We start from the raw sequence: 14503 nt of genomic DNA, 5'->3' as shown, positions 1-14503 counted from the left end.
TGAATGCGGGAAAATGCAGACATTGGGGGAGGTCCCGGAGTCGCGCGGGAGGGTATCCGGCGCGATCCGGGGGTTGGTAAGCAGAGCCGTTGAGAAAATAGCGGCTCCGGCTGGTGCCGGATTCGGAAGCCAGCATCGCCACTATAGCTGCACTGATTTCCCGTGCCAGCAGCCTTGGCAGGCTTTGCGCGGCGCTTCCATGGCTTTTCCAACCGCGCTGCAAAGATTGCAAATTACTGCGTGCTACGCCCCAAATATCCGTCCCAGTCTTTCCACACCGGCTGCAACCCGGCTGCGCTGATAGCTTGTGACACCTGCTGCGGTGTGCGGCCATCATGTGGTTCGAACTGTTCCAGTTCAGGCGGAACATCGTCGGCATAGCCGCCGGGCTGGGTCTTGGAGCCGGCACTGACGCTGTTGATCGCCAGCGGGATCATATGATCACGGAAGAACGGCGACTCGCGCGTAGACAGAGAAAGCTCTACGTCAGGCGCGAACAGGCGAAAGGCGCAGATTAACTGCACTAACTGCGATTCACTCATGATAGATGCCGGCTCAATGCCGCCGGCGCAGGGGCGCAGACGTGGGAATGAAATTGAGTAACGGCTCTGCCAGTAAGTTTGCTGCAGGTAGAACAGATGTTCGGCCAGCATATAGCAGTCGGTGCGCCAACTGTTGGAAAGCCCAATCAGCGCGCCGAGGCCGATCTTGTCGATCCCGGCACGGCCGAGGCGATCCGGCGTAGCCAGCCGCCAGTGAAAATCCTGTTTCTGCCCGCGCAAATGATGTTGCAGGTAAGTGGCAGGATGATAGGTTTCCTGATACACCAGCACCGCGTCCAATCCCAGCATTTTCAGTTCGGCATACTCTTCCTCCGCCAGCGGTTGCACTTCCATCATCAATGAACTGAAGTGGGTGCGGATTGCCGGAATATGCTGGCGAAAATAGTCCATGCCGACTTTGGTCTGGTGCTCGCCGGTGACCAGCAACAGATGCTCGAAACCCAATGCCTTAATCGCCAGGCATTCGCGCTCGATCTCGGTGGCATCCAGAGTTTTACGTTTTATACGATTGCTCATCGAGAAACCGCAGTAGGTGCAGTCGTTGGCGCATAGGTTGGACAAATATAGTGGCACATAGAAGCCGACCACATTGCCAAAGCGCTGGCGCGTCAACTGTTGGGCACGCTGCGCCAGCGGTTCCAGGTAGGGCGCCGCTGCGGGCGAGATCAGCGCCATAAAATCTTCACGCGTCAATTTTTGCGCATTGAGCGCCCGTTCGACATCCAGCGCGGTTTTGCTGTTGATGCGTAACGAGATATCGTCCCAATCGAGCTGCTGCCAGCGGCTACTGAAATCATCTGCCATTACAATGCCTCCCCGGTTTGGTTGAGGAAGGCGGTCAGCGGGCTGGAGGCTACCGCGCTGCGGCTGCGACCGCCCAACCCGGCCTGGCGCGCCAGCTCACCGGCTTCCAGCGCCAAACGGAATGCCCGTGCCATCTGTACCGGGTCGCGAGCCACGGCGATTGCGGTATTCACCAGCACCGCATCGGCACCCAGCTCCATCGCCTCCAGCGCATGGCTTGGCGCACCGATGCCGGCATCGACCACTACGGGCACTTTGGCCTGTTCGATAATGATTTCCAGGAAGTCGCGGGTCCGGAGCCCGCGATTGGAGCCTATCGGCGCGCCAAGCGGCATTACCGCCGCGCAACCGACTTCTTCCAACCGTTTGCACAGCACCGGATCGGCGCCGCAGTAGGGCAACACCACAAAACCTTCTTTTACCAACGTCTCTGCTGCTTTCAGAGTTTCAATCGGGTCCGGCAGCAGATATTTCACGTCGGGATGGATTTCCAGTTTTACCCAATGGGTGCCAAGTGCCTCGCGTGCCAAGCGGGCGGCAAACACCGCTTCAGCGGCAGTTTTGGCGCCGGAAGTATTGGGCAGCAGGCGCACGCCCAACTGTTGCAGCGGCGCAAGAATGGCATCATTGCCACCACGCAGGTCAACACGTTTCATTGCCATGGTCACTAACTGCGAGCCGGAGGCTTGCAGCGCGTCCAGCATCAGCGCAGGAGTAGCGAATTTGCCGGTGCCGGTAAACAGGCGTGAAGTAAAGGTGGTATCGGCGATTTGCAGCATGTCAGCCTCCGGCAATCGCTTGAAACAGCAGGATATCATCACCGTCCTGCACCAGGTGGTTAGCCCAGTCGGCACGCGGGATGATAGTTTGGTTAATAGCCAATGCGGTACCTGGCTGGTGGCGCTCCAACTGCTCAAGCAGGGTGGCGACGCTCAGTGGTTGCGTCAGCTCCAGCGGTTGGTCATTCAGCCTGACTTTCATGCTGCGCCTCCGCATACCGGGCAGGTGCTGGCCTGGCTGAGCTGCAACGTACTCCAGCTTTGCTGTTTACCATCGAACAACCGCAACTTGCCGCTGAGTGATGAAGGCATTCCCGCCAGCATTTTTATCGCCTCCAGCGCCTGCAGGGTGCCAATGACGCCGACCACCGGGCCGAGTACGCCTGCGGTACGGCAGTTGCGTTGCGGCTCGGTGTGTTCTGGGTACAGGCAGGCGTAGCAGCCGTGGGCATAAGGCGGTTCAATCACCAGCAACTGGCCGCTGAAGCCCACCGCGCTGCCGCTGATCAGAGGTTTGCCGGCGGCGATACAGGCGGCGTTCACGGCATGGCGGGTTGTCATGTTATCGCTGCAATCCAGGATCAGATCGGCACGCTTCACGGCGTCTTGCAAGGTTTCCCCCTGTAAACGCTGTTCCAGCGCGATGGATTCGACCATCGGGTTCAACGCCTGTAACTGACGCTGTGCCAGAGCGGCTTTGCCTTTGGATACGTCGGCGCTGCGGTAAAGGACCTGACGCTGCAGATTGGTGATGTGCAGCGTATCGTCATCGGCCAACAGCAGCTTACCGACGCCGGCAGCGGCCAGGTAGAGCGCGGCGGGGGAGCCTAATCCCCCCAGGCCGACCAGCAAAACCGATGCCTGTTTAAGCTTTTCCTGGCCTTGCGGACCTACGTCTTCCAGCAACAGCTGGCGGCTGTAGCGCAGAAATTCTTGATCGTTAAGCATCGAGTCACTCCTTGCCTTCGATCAGTTGCAAAAGCTGCGCGGTGGCCGCACGCCAGTCCGGAGCCTTGGTGATGGCGCTAACCACCGCCACGCTGCCGACGCCGCAATCCAGTACCGCCGTCACGCGATCAATCCCGATCCCGCCGATCGCCACTGTCGGGTAGTCACCCAGTCCGGCGACATGGCGTTTCAGCTCAGCCAGGCCTTGGGGTTCGGAAGGCATCTCTTTGGTCTGGGTCGGGAAGATGTGTCCCAGTGCGATATAAGAGGGTTTGACTGCGATTGCCCGGGCTAATTCGGCATCGTCATGGGTGGATACGCCAAGCCGTAACCCTGCCCGATGGATTGCCGCCAGATCGGTAGTATCCAAATCTTCCTGGCCGAGGTGCACGCCATAGGCGCGGTGCTTGATCGCCAATTGCCAGTAATCGTTGATAAACAGTCGGGCGTGATAGCGCTTGCCGAGGGCAATGGCGGCGGCGATGTCATCCTCGACCTGTTCATCCGGCAAATCCTTGATGCGCAGCTGGATCGTGGTCACGCCCGCCTCCAGCAGGCGGGCAATCCATTCAACGCTGTCGACGACCGGGTATAACCCCAGCCTGTGCGGCGTGGCGGGGAAAGGCGTGGCGATTTCAGTCATTGCTCATCTCCCCTTGCAGGGTACCGGCGCTGTGGTACAACTCGCTACCCCGTGAGCGGAACTCGGCTGACATCTTCTCCATGCCGGTTAGCTGCACCTCTATCGGCTTGGCAGCCTCCTGCGCGGCGGCGTAGTCGCGGACCTCTTGTGAGATCTTCATCGAGCAGAACTTCGGCCCGCACATTGAGCAGAAGTGGGCGATTTTGCCGGATTCCTGCGGCAGGGTTTCGTCGTGGTAGGCACGGGCGGTGGCGGGATCGAGCGCCAGGTTGAATTGATCTTCCCAGCGGAATTCGAAGCGAGCTTTGGACATGGCGTTATCACGGATTTGCGCGCCCGGATGCCCTTTGGCCAGGTCGGCGGCGTGGGCGGCAATTTTGTAGGTGATCAATCCCTGCTTCACGTCTTCTTTGTTTGGCAGACCGAGGTGTTCCTTCGGCGTGACGTAGCACAGCATGGCGCAGCCGAACCAGCCGATCATCGCGGCCCCGATGCCGGAGGTGAAGTGGTCATAACCTGGTGCGATATCGGTAGTCAGCGGGCCCAGGGTGTAGAACGGCGCTTCGTGGCAGTGTTCGAGCTCTTCGGTCATGTTGCGGCGGATCATCTGCATCGGCACGTGGCCAGGGCCTTCGATCATCACCTGCACGTCATATTCCCAGGCAATTTTTGTCAGTTCGCCCAGGGTGTGCAGCTCGGCGAACTGCGCTTCGTCGTTGGCGTCCTGAATCGAGCCGGGGCGAAGGCCGTCACCCAACGACAGCGATACGTCATAGGCGGCGCAGATTTCACAAATTTCGCGGAAGTGTTGATACAGGAAGTTTTCCTGATGATGCGACAGGCACCATTTGGCCATGATCGAACCGCCACGGGAGACGATGCCGGTCAGGCGTTTGGCGGTCATCGGCACATAACGCAGCAGTACACCGGCATGGATAGTGAAGTAGTCGACACCTTGCTCGGCTTGCTCCAGCAGCGTATCGCGGAACATTTCCCAGGTCAGGTTCTCCGCCACGCCGTTCACTTTTTCCAGCGCCTGATAGATAGGCACCGTGCCGATCGGCACCGGGCTGTTGCGCAGGATCCATTCGCGGGTTTCGTGGATATAGCGGCCGGTGGACAAATCCATCACGGTGTCCGCACCCCAGCGGGTGGACCACACCAGCTTCTCCACTTCTTCTTCAATCGACGAAGTCACTGCGGAATTGCCGATATTGGCGTTGACCTTCACCAGGAAGTTACGGCCGATGATCATCGGCTCGGCTTCCGGGTGGTTGATATTGGCGGGGATGATGGCACGTCCGGCGGCCACTTCCTGGCGAACGAATTCCGGCGTGATGTTTTGCGGCAGGTTAGCGCCCCAGCTTTGGCCGGGATGCTGGTGGCGCAACACCTCACCGCGGATACGTTCACGGCCCATGTTTTCGCGGATGGCGATGAACTCCATTTCTGGGGTGACGATGCCGGCGCGAGCGTAGTGCAACTGGGTGACGCATTTGCCCGTCTGAGCTTTGCGCGGCTGCGGCAGATGCTCGAAGCGCAGATGATCCAGACCTTCGTCCGCCAGGCGCTGCTGAGTGAACCCGGAACTGACGCCTTGGAGGGCTTCGGTATCGCCACGTTCTTCGATCCAGCCGGCGCGCAGTTTCGCCAGGCCGCGATGCACATCGAGCTCGGATTGCGGATCGCCGTACGGGCCGGCGGTGTCGTATACCGGGATAGCTTCGTTCTGCTCGTATTGCGGGTTGTTTTTGTCACCGCCAATCAGCGTCGGGCTGAGCTGGATTTCACGCATCGGGACCAGCACATCGCTACGCGAGCCTTGCAGATAGATGCGGTGTGAGTTGGGAAAGGATACGCCCTGCAACGTGTCGATAAACTGCTGGGCTTCATCGCGCTGTTCTTTACGGGCGCGTGGTTTTTTAACGTTAGACATAGCAAATTCCTACCAGTGTGATGAGTTGGGAAAATTGCTTGTCTGGAGCTCGGAGGGAGTAATGATGCTGGCCGGCAAGGCGGAGGTATCCCCGTTCGGGAAGCCCTGCCTGTGGCGATAGATTACTCTTGTTCCCTTCGCGGGTATTAACCCGATCAGGTTCCGCGGATCCCGAATTAACGGTCTCAGCCTGGCCAATTTGATGAGCAAATCAGCGCTAGGCACTCCGACAAGATGCCCTCCAGTATAGGAGGGATAATAAAAAAAACTACAAAATTCTAACGCGTCTGATCCAGTGCCTTATCCGCCAGAGGTTGCTGCGAGGCTTCCGTCGCCAGTTGGATCAACTTATCTTCCAGGGCAAAACGTGCCGCAAGCGTCTCACCGATATCTGACAGCGCCTGGTGGAATTCCATGCACACGTCCTGATCGATATCCACTTCGGTATAGCGATCGTGGAAAGCCATAATCTGCTCGGTATTGACCCAAAGTTTGGGATAGATGTTCACCGATAGCGCCATTTTCGGACTGGGTGCAGCTTCCACTTGTTTGATAATTCTGTCATAGATATGAAAATGCCCGGCAGAGAGATAATCCACCAAATTATGGCAAAAGTTCTCCAGCGCTTTTTCATTCAGCGGCGTATGCTTTTCTTTGTTCGGTTTGATGCCCACGAGGGTGCAATAGGCGACGAGCAATTGCTTGCGCGCCTGAAGCCATTGATCAACTAATTCATTACTACCACCAACGCGCTGAGTCAGGCTTTCCAAACGGTTGAGCATGTTTGACTCCGTAAGTAATAAAAAGTAACAGTAAGTTATTAAAATGTAACAAGGCCGATTTGTAGAGTGCCAGTGAAGCTGAGGTTGTGCAACAACGATATGGAACTTGCATTAACGGGTAATGAAAATGGCTGGTGGATCGTCAGCCATGAAAGCAAACTTTGGTTACCGCACGGTGAATTGCCGTTCGGTTCGGCGGCGTCGTTTTCCCTGCAGGGGCGAATGGCGCGCACCATTGGCGAGTGGGAAGGGCTGCCGGTGTGGCTGGTGCGCCAGACGATGCCGCAGGATATGGGCTCGGTGCGTCAACTGCTCGAGCTCGATCGCGGGCTGTTTCAGCTTGCCGGGCGCGGCGTGCAGTTGGCCGACTTTTACCGCTCTCATCGCTTCTGCGGCTATTGCGGCCATGAGATGCACCTCAGCCGTACCGAGAGCGCTTGCCTGTGCGGTCACTGTCGGGAGCGTTACTACCCGCAGATTGCACCCTGCGTGATCGTCGCTATTCGGCGCGACGATGAGATCCTGCTGGCGCAGCATGTGCGTCATCGCGGCGGCATTCATACTGTGCTGGCCGGTTTTGTCGAGGTCGGCGAAACGCTGGAGCAGGCGGCCGCGCGCGAGGTGATGGAAGAAAGTAATATTGAAATCAAAAACCTGCGTTATGTGACTTCTCAACCCTGGCCGTTCCCACATTCGCTGATGATGGCCTTTATGGCCGATTACCACCGCGGTGAGATTCGTCACGATCCGAAAGAGCTGCTGAACGCCGGCTGGTACCGTTATGACCAGTTGCCGCTGTTGCCGCCACCCGGCACCGTGGCGCGCCGCCTGATAGAGGACACCGTAGCCTTATGCCGTGAGCAATAAATCGCTACAATAACGGCAGATGAATAAGGGAGCCCTATGATGAATGAGTTGAAGAACGATCGTTACCTGCGCGCGCTGCAACGTATGCCGGTGGATGTGACCCCCATATGGATGATGCGTCAGGCCGGTCGTTATTTGCCGGAGTACAAAGCCACCCGCGCTCAAGCCGGCGATTTCATGTCGCTGTGCAAGAACGCGGAGTTGGCTTGTGAGGTTACGCTGCAACCGCTGCGCCGCTATGCGCTGGATGCCGCTATCCTGTTCTCCGATATCCTCACCATTCCCGATGCCATGGGGCTGGGTCTGTATTTCGAAGCCGGTGAAGGCCCGCGCTTCTCTTCGCCAATCACCAGCCGTGCCGACGTGGACAAACTGCCGGTGTTCGATCCGGAAGTGGAACTGGGCTATGTGATGAACGCGGTACGCACCATTCGTCGCGAACTGAAAGGCGAAGTGCCGCTGATTGGCTTCTCCGGTAGCCCGTGGACGCTGGCGACCTATATGGTGGAAGGTGGCAGCAGCAAGGCCTTTACCAAGCTGAAAAAAATGATGTACGCCGAGCCGGCCACGCTGCATTTGCTGCTGGATAAGCTGGCGGACAGCGTCATTTTGTATCTTAACGCCCAGATTAAAGCCGGTGCGCAGTCGGTGATGATATTCGATACCTGGGGCGGCGTGCTGACCGGCCGCGACTATCGCGAATTCTCGCTGCACTACATGCACAAGATTGTCGACGGGCTGCTGCGTGAAAACGACGGCCGCCGCGTCCCGGTCACGTTATTCACCAAAGGCGGTGGCCAGTGGCTGGAAGCGATGGCGGCGACCGGTTGCGACGCGCTGGGCCTGGACTGGACTACCGATATCGCGGATGCGCGCCGTCGCGTAGGCGACAAAGTGGCGCTGCAGGGGAATATGGATCCGTCCATGCTGTACGCTTCGCCTGAACGCATCGGCCAGGAAGTGGAAACCATTCTTGCCGGTTTCGGCCACGGCGAAGGCCACGTGTTCAATCTGGGTCACGGCATTCATCTGGACGTACCGCCGGAAAACGCGGGCGTCTTTGTGGAGGCCGTACACGCTCAATCGGCGAAATATCATCGCTAAGGACGGAATGTGATTGATACCCAGACCCTGCGCGCTGAGCAGTTGCAACGTGCGTCAGAAGTCATTCGCCACGATGACTTTCTGGTCGACACACCGGCTTTTATCGCCGGTGCCGATGTGGGTTTCGAGCAGGAGGGGGCGGTGACGCGAGCCGCCATCGCCATCCTGCGGTATCCGTCGCTGGAACTGGTTGAATACCAGATTGCCCGTGTGGCTACTACCATGCCTTATATTCCGGGTTTTCTTTCATTCCGCGAGTACCCAGCGTTGCTTGCCGCGTGGGAACGGCTGCAGCAGAAGCCGGATCTGGTTTTTGTCGACGGTCATGGCATTTCGCATCCGCGCCGCCTGGGCGTCGCCAGCCACTTTGGGTTGTTGGTCAATGTGCCGACCATCGGTGTGGCGAAGAAGCGCCTGTGCGGTAAATTCGCTCCTCTGGATGCCGTCGCCGGTGCGCTGGCTCCGCTGGAGGATAAAGGCGAACAGCTTGGCTGGGTGTGGCGCAGCAAGGCGCGCTGCAACCCGTTGTTTATCGCCACCGGCCACCGTGTAAGCGCCGACAGCGCACTGGCCTGGGTACAGCGCTGCATGGCGGGCTACCGTTTACCTGAACCTACGCGCTGGGCCGATGCCATCGCCTCGCGCCGCCCGGCCTTCCAGCGCTGGCTGCAACAGCATCCAGAGGTGCCGCAATGACCGATTTCGGGTACACTGCGGCGCAGATAACGCGTAAGAGAGTGAATAATGCTACGTAACCCGATTCATTTACGTCTGGAAAAGCTTGAAAGCTGGCAACATTTGACCTTTATGGCCAGTTTGTGCGAGCGTATGTATCCGAATTACCAGATGTTCTGCCTGCAGACCGAGTTCGGCGATCCGGCCATTTACCGTCGCATTCTGGATTTGGTGTGGGAAACACTGGTGGTGAAGGATGCCAAGGTCAACTTTGACAGCCAGCTGGAGAAGTTGGAAGAGGCGATACCCTCGGCAGAAGATTACGATCTTTACGGCGTTTACCCGGCGATTGACGCCTGTATCGCATTAGGGGAACTGATCCATTCGCGGCTCAGCGGGGAGACGCTGGAGCACGCCATTGCCATTAGCGAAACGTCAATTCGCACCGTGGCGATGCTGGAAATGACTCAGGCCGGTAAAGAAATGACCGACGATGAGTTGAAGGTTTTGCCTGCGGTAGAGGAAGAATGGGACATTCAATGGGAGATTTTCCGCCTGTTGGCTGACTGTGAAGAGCGCGATTTAGAGTTGATCAAAGGGTTGCGTTCGGACCTCCGCGAGGCCGCGGTAAGTAATATCGGGATAAATTTAACGCAATAAGGCAAGAAAACGTGATTTAACGCCTGATTTGTCATGCCTTAAGGCTTCACATCCGCACCCTGTCTGGTCTACATTTGGGGGGCGTAAAAAAAGTGGCTATCGGTGCGTGTATGCAGGAGGGTGCTGTCAATCGGCATATCCGTCGCACTCGATGCTTTGCAAACGATAAACACACTGTAAGGATAACTTATGAACAAGACTCAACTGATTGATGTAATCGCGGACAAGGCTGACCTTTCCAAAGCACAAGCTAAACTGGCTCTGGAATCCACCCTGGCTGCTATTACTGAGTCTCTGAAAGAAGGTGATGCAGTACAATTGGTTGGTTTCGGTACTTTCAAAGTGAACCATCGTAACGAGCGCACCGGCCGCAACCCACAGACTGGTAAAGAAATCAAAATCGCAGCTGCCAACGTGCCTGCGTTCGTTTCTGGTAAAGCACTGAAAGACGCAGTTAAGTAATACTGCGTGTTGGTGAAAAGATTAAACAGGGGGGCGATGGCGCCCCTTTTGTTTGTCCGTCAGGCGCTGTTGGCCATTGGCATTGCCGGTGGCCTGAGCGCCTGCAGCAGTCATTCCGATCCTCCCACCTTTACTGCCAGCGGCTACGTGGCTGACCAGGGCGTTATGCGTTTGTGGCGTAAAGACGACGACCAGCAACGTCCACAGGCGTTGATGAGTGTCTACAGTCCCTATCGCGGGCCAGGCACGGTCACCACAGTGTACGAATATCAGAATGGCGAACTGCGCCAGATTAAGCGCACTGATGCCGATCGCGATCAAGACTCTATTCAATTACGCTTTGCCGATGACGGCACGGTGAGCTTTATGCAACGCCAACTGGCTACGCGACGTGAACAACTGACCGGCGATGAGATCGCTTTGTATCAATACCAGGCGCGGCGAGCCCTTGAACTGAGCGATGCGTTGCGCGCCGGTAAGGTGAAGCTGATGCAGGGGCGTTGGCAACAGGGCGTAGTGCAAACCTGTGATGGGCAATCAATCAAGCCGGGGCTGGATAATAATGCAGAAACCTGGATAGCGCGGCGTGCCCGCAACAGCAACCAGCCGGTGAATATAGCCTGGTTGGATGCACCGGAAGGGCGCGAACTGCTGCTGGTGGCGAACGACGATTTTTGCCGCTGGGAACCTAAAGAAGAGACGTTATAAAAAAGGGCTCTGCATGCAGAACCCCTCATTTGACTGTGGTGCGACGTTCAGATTATTTGCCGCGGGCAATCGCCCGATAGCCAATATCGTTGCGACAGAAACTGCCCTGCCACTGAATGCCTTTCGCCAACTGGTATGCGCGTTGTTGCGCTTCCGCTACCGTTGTACCCAGAGCCGTCACGCACAGCACGCGCCCACCGTTAGTGACTACCTCATCACCCTGCATACGCGTGCCGGCATGGAACACTTTGCCGTCGGCGCTTTCCTGCTGCGGCAAGCCCTGAATCACGTCACCATTGCTGTAGTCGCCCGGATATCCACCGGCTGCCAGCACCACTCCCAAGGCAGGGCGCTCGTCCCACTCGGAAGTTTTCTCATTCAACTTGCCTTCCGCACCGGCCAGACACAGCTCAACCAGATCGGAGCGCAGACGCAGCATGATGGGTTGAGTTTCCGGATCGCCAAAGCGGCAGTTGAACTCAATCACCTTCGGCTGCCCCTCTGCGGAGATCATCAGCCCGGCATACAGGAAACCGACGTAGGTATTCCCTTCCGCGGCCATGCCACGTACCGTTGGCCAAATGACCTGGTCCATTGCTCGCTGGTGGATTTCATCAGTGACCACTGGGGCCGGGGAATAGGCGCCCATGCCGCCGGTGTTAGGGCCGGTATCACCATCGCCAACGCGTTTGTGATCCTGGCTGGTGGCCATCGGCACCACGTTCTCGCCGTCGACCATCACGATAAAACTGGCTTCTTCGCCCTCGAGGAACTCTTCCACCACGATACGGTGGCCAGCGTCACCAAAAGCGTTGCCGGCCAGCATGTCCTGCACTGCGTCTTCCGCTTCCTGCAGCGTCATGGCGACGATGACGCCTTTACCGGCGGCAAGACCATCGGCTTTGATGACGATGGGGGCGCCTTTACTGCGTACATAAGCCAGCGCCGGTTCAACTTCGGTAAAGTTCTGGTACTCGGCGCTCGGAATGTTATGACGCGCCAGGAAGTCTTTGGTAAAGGCTTTAGAGCCTTCCAACTGAGCGGCTGCCTGGGACGGGCCAAAGATTTTCAGGCCGGCGGCCTGGAAGGCATCAACCACGCCAATCACCAACGGCGCTTCCGGCCCAACGATGGTCAGACCGATGTCATGGCTTTGTGCAAAGGCGACCAGCGCCGGAATATCGGTGGCGGAGATCGCTACGTTTGTAAGGCTGGGTTCCAGCGCGGTACCGGCGTTGCCTGGTGCGACGTAAACTTTGTCTGCCAGCGGTGACTGAGCGGCTTTCCATGCCAGCGCATGTTCACGCCCGCCGTTGCCGATAATTAAAATGTTCATCAGGTACTCCATGCAGAGCGTGCGCCGCAGCGCACGCGGCAAAAGGGATTAATGGCGGAAGTGACGCATGTCGGTGAAGATCATCGCAATGCCGTGCTCGTTGGCGGCGGCAATCACTTCGTCGTCGCGGATCGAACCGCCAGGCTGGATCACGCAGGTGATGCCAACCGCTGCCGCCGCATCGATGCCGTCACGGAACGGGAAGAAGGCATCGGACGCCATGGCGGAACCTTTCACCTCAAGCCCTTCGTCCGCCGCTTTGATCCCGGCTATTTTGGCGGAGTAAACGCGGCTCATCTGGCCGGCGCCTATGCCGATGGTCATATTGTCACGCGCATAAACGATGGCGTTGGATTTCACGAATTTTGCCACTTTCCAGCAGAACAGCGCATCGCGCAGTTCCTGAGCGCTCGGCTGACGTTCGGACACCACGCGCAGGTCGCCTTCGCTCACCATACCCAGATCGCGATCCTGCACCAACAGGCCGCCGTTGACGCGTTTGAAGTCCAGAGCGGGAACGCGCTGTTGCCATTGGCCACAGGCCAGAACGCGAACGTTCTGCTTGGCGGCCAGCAGAGAGCGAGCTTCCTGGCTGATGCTCGGTGCAATGATCACCTCCACGAACTGGCGGCTGATGATGGCTTGCGCGGTGGCGGCATCCAGTTCACGGTTGAAGGCGATGATACCGCCGAAAGCCGAGGTCGGGTCGGTCTGGTAAGCGCGCTCGTAAGCCGCCAGAATATCGTTGCCAATCGCCACACCGCATGGGTTGGCGTGCTTGACGATCACGCAGGCCGGCTCGGCGAACTCTTTGACGCATTCCAACGCGGCGTCGGTATCGGCGATGTTGTTGTAGGAGAGCGCTTTGCCCTGCAGCTGGTCAGCGGTAGCGACAGAAGCTTCCTGAACGTTCTCTTCTATATAGAAGGCAGCTTGCTGGTGGCTGTTTTCGCCGTAGCGCATATCCTGCTTCTTGATGTAGTTAAGGTTCAGGGTGCGTGGGAACCGGCCGGCAGGTTGTTCAGTATCACCGTGATAGGCTGGAACCAGTGCGCCGAAGTAGTTAGCGATCATGCTGTCGTAGGCGGCGGTATGCTCGAAGGCTTTGATAGCCAGATCGAAACGAGTGGCGTATTGCAGTGAGCCATCGTTGTTATCCATCTCGGTAATGATGGCGGCGTAGTCACCGCTCTTCACCACGATAGCGACGTCTTTATGGTTCTTGGCTGCGGAGCGCACCATGGTCGGGCCGCCGATATCGATATTCTCGACCGCGTCTTCCAGCGAGCAGTCCGGGCGCGCGACTGTCTGGGCGAACGGATAAAGGTTAACGACCACCATGTCGATCGGCTTGATGTCGTGCTGGCCCATGATCGCATCGTCCTGACCGCGACGGCCCAGAATGCCACCGTGTACTTTGGGATGCAGGGTCTTGACTCGTCCGTCCATCATTTCCGGGAAACCGGTGTAGTCGGAAACTTCGGTAACAGGCAGGCCGGCATCTGCCAGCAGACGGGCGGTGCCGCCGGTGGAGAGTAGTTCGACGCCACGCTGGGAAAGCGCTTCGGCGAATTCAACGATACCGGCTTTGTCGGAGACGCTGAGCAGGGCCCGGCGGATTGGACGAGGTTGTTGCATGGTTTTATCCCTTGGCTTTGGAGTCGCAATAAAGAGCGTTACGTGAATTTCCACCTGCTTCTCTTTATAAGGAGAGGATTTTCTCTCTATAGAGGAGCAATCGGGCACAGATTCAGGTAACGACCTTATAAAAGAGGGAGCGTTTCGTCGCGAGGAATTGTAGCGAAAACGTTTGCGCGGTGCTCGTAAATTTTCCGCTCAAGTGGGTTCTGTGGATAAAGTTGTGCACAACAGGGTATAAGGACGGGTTTTGCTGTGGAATGCAGCAAACGATCGTTTTTGTCGAAAATACCTGTTGCGGCCTGCGAGGAACTCCCTATAATGCGCCTCCATCGACACGGAACATGTGAACAACTTCACAGAGTCTCCGGGGTTCGAAGAGAAAAAATCCTGAAAATTGGGGTTGACTCTGAAAGAGGAAAGCGTAATATACGCCACCTCGAGATAGCAAGCTACGGCGACTAACTCACTGCTCTTTAACAATTTATCAGACAATCTGTGTGGGCACTCCACAAGACGATATCCAGTACCTTCGGGTACGAAAAAATATCAAGTCTTGAAGAGTGACTACTGAAGTAAAATTCATTTAGTAACCTTT

General features: G+C 57.3%; 15 protein-coding genes and 1 riboswitch. Of the genes, 6 read left to right on the top strand and 9 right to left on the bottom strand.

The features are described from left to right. Positions 1-233: 233 nt before the first annotated feature. The 7 genes from thiH to D4100_RS24880 form a co-directional block, all read right to left on the bottom strand. The gene (gene thiH / locus D4100_RS24910) at positions 234-1367 is read right to left on the bottom strand and encodes a 2-iminoacetate synthase ThiH (RefSeq protein ID WP_065505747.1); all 1134 of its coding nucleotides are present in this window, start codon (positions 1365-1367) and stop codon (positions 234-236) included. Continuing rightward, positions 1367-2146 (bottom strand): thiazole synthase, encoded by a 780-nt coding sequence (locus D4100_RS24905; protein WP_065505748.1) that lies wholly within the window; start codon positions 2144-2146, stop codon positions 1367-1369. Before D4100_RS24905 ends, thiH begins: the two co-directional genes overlap by 1 nt. A gap of 1 nt (position 2147) precedes the next feature. Continuing rightward, positions 2148-2348 (bottom strand): sulfur carrier protein ThiS, encoded by a 201-nt coding sequence (gene thiS, locus D4100_RS24900; RefSeq protein ID WP_065505749.1) that lies wholly within the window; start codon positions 2346-2348, stop codon positions 2148-2150. Further along, the gene (locus tag D4100_RS24895; RefSeq protein WP_065505750.1) at positions 2345-3094 is read right to left on the bottom strand and encodes a HesA/MoeB/ThiF family protein; all 750 of its coding nucleotides are present in this window, start codon (positions 3092-3094) and stop codon (positions 2345-2347) included. The genes thiS and D4100_RS24895 overlap by 4 nt, the downstream gene beginning before the upstream one ends. A gap of 4 nt (positions 3095-3098) precedes the next feature. After that, the gene (thiE, locus tag D4100_RS24890; protein WP_065505751.1) at positions 3099-3737 is read right to left on the bottom strand and encodes a thiamine phosphate synthase; all 639 of its coding nucleotides are present in this window, start codon (positions 3735-3737) and stop codon (positions 3099-3101) included. After that, positions 3730-5673 carry a phosphomethylpyrimidine synthase ThiC gene (gene thiC, locus D4100_RS24885; RefSeq protein WP_065505752.1) on the bottom strand — a complete coding sequence of 648 codons (1944 nt, stop codon included), beginning with the start codon at positions 5671-5673 and terminating at the stop codon, positions 3730-3732. Before thiC ends, thiE begins: the two co-directional genes overlap by 8 nt. Before the next feature lie 115 nt (positions 5674-5788). Continuing rightward, a riboswitch (TPP riboswitch) is annotated at positions 5789-5912 on the bottom strand. Positions 5913-5951: 39 nt separating this feature from the next. Then, the gene (locus tag D4100_RS24880) at positions 5952-6455 is read right to left on the bottom strand and encodes an Rsd/AlgQ family anti-sigma factor (protein ID WP_065505753.1); all 504 of its coding nucleotides are present in this window, start codon (positions 6453-6455) and stop codon (positions 5952-5954) included. A gap of 99 nt (positions 6456-6554) precedes the next feature. Here D4100_RS24880 and nudC point away from each other — a divergent pair, with 99 nt between their 5' ends. The 6 genes from nudC (at position 6555) to D4100_RS24850 (ending at position 10931) form a co-directional block, all read left to right on the top strand. After that, the gene (gene nudC, locus D4100_RS24875; RefSeq protein WP_065506798.1) at positions 6555-7322 is read left to right on the top strand and encodes an NAD(+) diphosphatase; all 768 of its coding nucleotides are present in this window, start codon (positions 6555-6557) and stop codon (positions 7320-7322) included. A 39-nt stretch (positions 7323-7361) separates the two neighbouring features. Then, positions 7362-8426, top strand: a complete 1065-nt coding sequence (hemE, locus tag D4100_RS24870; protein WP_119805450.1) for a uroporphyrinogen decarboxylase — start codon at positions 7362-7364, stop codon at positions 8424-8426. A 9-nt stretch (positions 8427-8435) separates the two neighbouring features. Further along, complete coding sequence (gene nfi / locus D4100_RS24865) at positions 8436-9122, top strand: deoxyribonuclease V (protein ID WP_119805449.1); 687 nt, start codon at positions 8436-8438, stop codon at positions 9120-9122. Positions 9123-9170: 48 nt separating this feature from the next. Then, on the top strand, positions 9171-9761 hold the full coding sequence (locus D4100_RS24860; RefSeq protein WP_004953973.1) for a YjaG family protein: 591 nt from the start codon (positions 9171-9173) through the stop codon (positions 9759-9761). Positions 9762-9950: 189 nt separating this feature from the next. Continuing rightward, positions 9951-10223 carry a nucleoid-associated protein HU-alpha gene (gene hupA / locus D4100_RS24855; protein ID WP_012004757.1) on the top strand — a complete coding sequence of 91 codons (273 nt, stop codon included), beginning with the start codon at positions 9951-9953 and terminating at the stop codon, positions 10221-10223. A gap of 36 nt (positions 10224-10259) precedes the next feature. Beyond that, positions 10260-10931: a DUF1481 domain-containing protein gene (locus D4100_RS24850; RefSeq protein ID WP_065505755.1), complete on the top strand. Its 672-nt coding sequence runs from the start codon at positions 10260-10262 to the stop codon at positions 10929-10931. Between the two features lie 52 nt (positions 10932-10983). Here the strand turns inward: D4100_RS24850 and purD are convergent, their stop codons facing one another. Together purD and purH are read right to left on the bottom strand one after the other, a co-directional pair. After that, entirely contained in the window at positions 10984-12267 is a 1284-nt protein-coding gene (purD, locus tag D4100_RS24845) for a phosphoribosylamine--glycine ligase (protein ID WP_119805448.1), read from the bottom strand. Between the two features lie 48 nt (positions 12268-12315). After that, a complete protein-coding gene (gene purH / locus D4100_RS24840) occupies positions 12316-13905 on the bottom strand; it encodes a bifunctional phosphoribosylaminoimidazolecarboxamide formyltransferase/IMP cyclohydrolase (protein WP_065505757.1) in 1590 nt (529 codons plus the stop codon). Positions 13906-14503: the final 598 nt, after the last annotated feature.

Origin of the sequence: Serratia inhibens, assembly GCF_003591175.1 — a bacterium.
Lineage (GTDB): Bacteria > Pseudomonadota > Gammaproteobacteria > Enterobacterales > Enterobacteriaceae > Serratia > Serratia inhibens.
Note: the sequence above shows the minus strand (reverse complement) of the source record. Positions and strands in the feature narration are given on the sequence as shown.

Coding starts and splice junctions, on each gene's coding strand:
- D4100_RS24895 (WP_065505750.1), bottom strand. CDS start 3,094: ATGCTTAACGATCAAGAATTTCTGCGCTACAGCCGCCAGCTGTTGCTG.
- purD (WP_119805448.1), bottom strand. CDS start 12,267: ATGAACATTTTAATTATCGGCAACGGCGGGCGTGAACATGCGCTGGCA.
- purH (WP_065505757.1), bottom strand. CDS start 13,905: ATGCAACAACCTCGTCCAATCCGCCGGGCCCTGCTCAGCGTCTCCGAC.
- thiE (WP_065505751.1), bottom strand. CDS start 3,737: ATGACTGAAATCGCCACGCCTTTCCCCGCCACGCCGCACAGGCTGGGG.
- D4100_RS24880 (WP_065505753.1), bottom strand. CDS start 6,455: ATGCTCAACCGTTTGGAAAGCCTGACTCAGCGCGTTGGTGGTAGTAAT.
- hemE (WP_119805450.1), top strand. CDS start 7,362: ATGAATGAGTTGAAGAACGATCGTTACCTGCGCGCGCTGCAACGTATG.
- nudC (WP_065506798.1), top strand. CDS start 6,555: ATGGAACTTGCATTAACGGGTAATGAAAATGGCTGGTGGATCGTCAGC.
- thiH (WP_065505747.1), bottom strand. CDS start 1,367: ATGGCAGATGATTTCAGTAGCCGCTGGCAGCAGCTCGATTGGGACGAT.
- thiS (WP_065505749.1), bottom strand. CDS start 2,348: ATGAAAGTCAGGCTGAATGACCAACCGCTGGAGCTGACGCAACCACTG.
- hupA (WP_012004757.1), top strand. CDS start 9,951: ATGAACAAGACTCAACTGATTGATGTAATCGCGGACAAGGCTGACCTT.
- D4100_RS24850 (WP_065505755.1), top strand. CDS start 10,260: ATGGCGCCCCTTTTGTTTGTCCGTCAGGCGCTGTTGGCCATTGGCATT.
- D4100_RS24860 (WP_004953973.1), top strand. CDS start 9,171: ATGCTACGTAACCCGATTCATTTACGTCTGGAAAAGCTTGAAAGCTGG.
- D4100_RS24905 (WP_065505748.1), bottom strand. CDS start 2,146: ATGCTGCAAATCGCCGATACCACCTTTACTTCACGCCTGTTTACCGGC.
- thiC (WP_065505752.1), bottom strand. CDS start 5,673: ATGTCTAACGTTAAAAAACCACGCGCCCGTAAAGAACAGCGCGATGAA.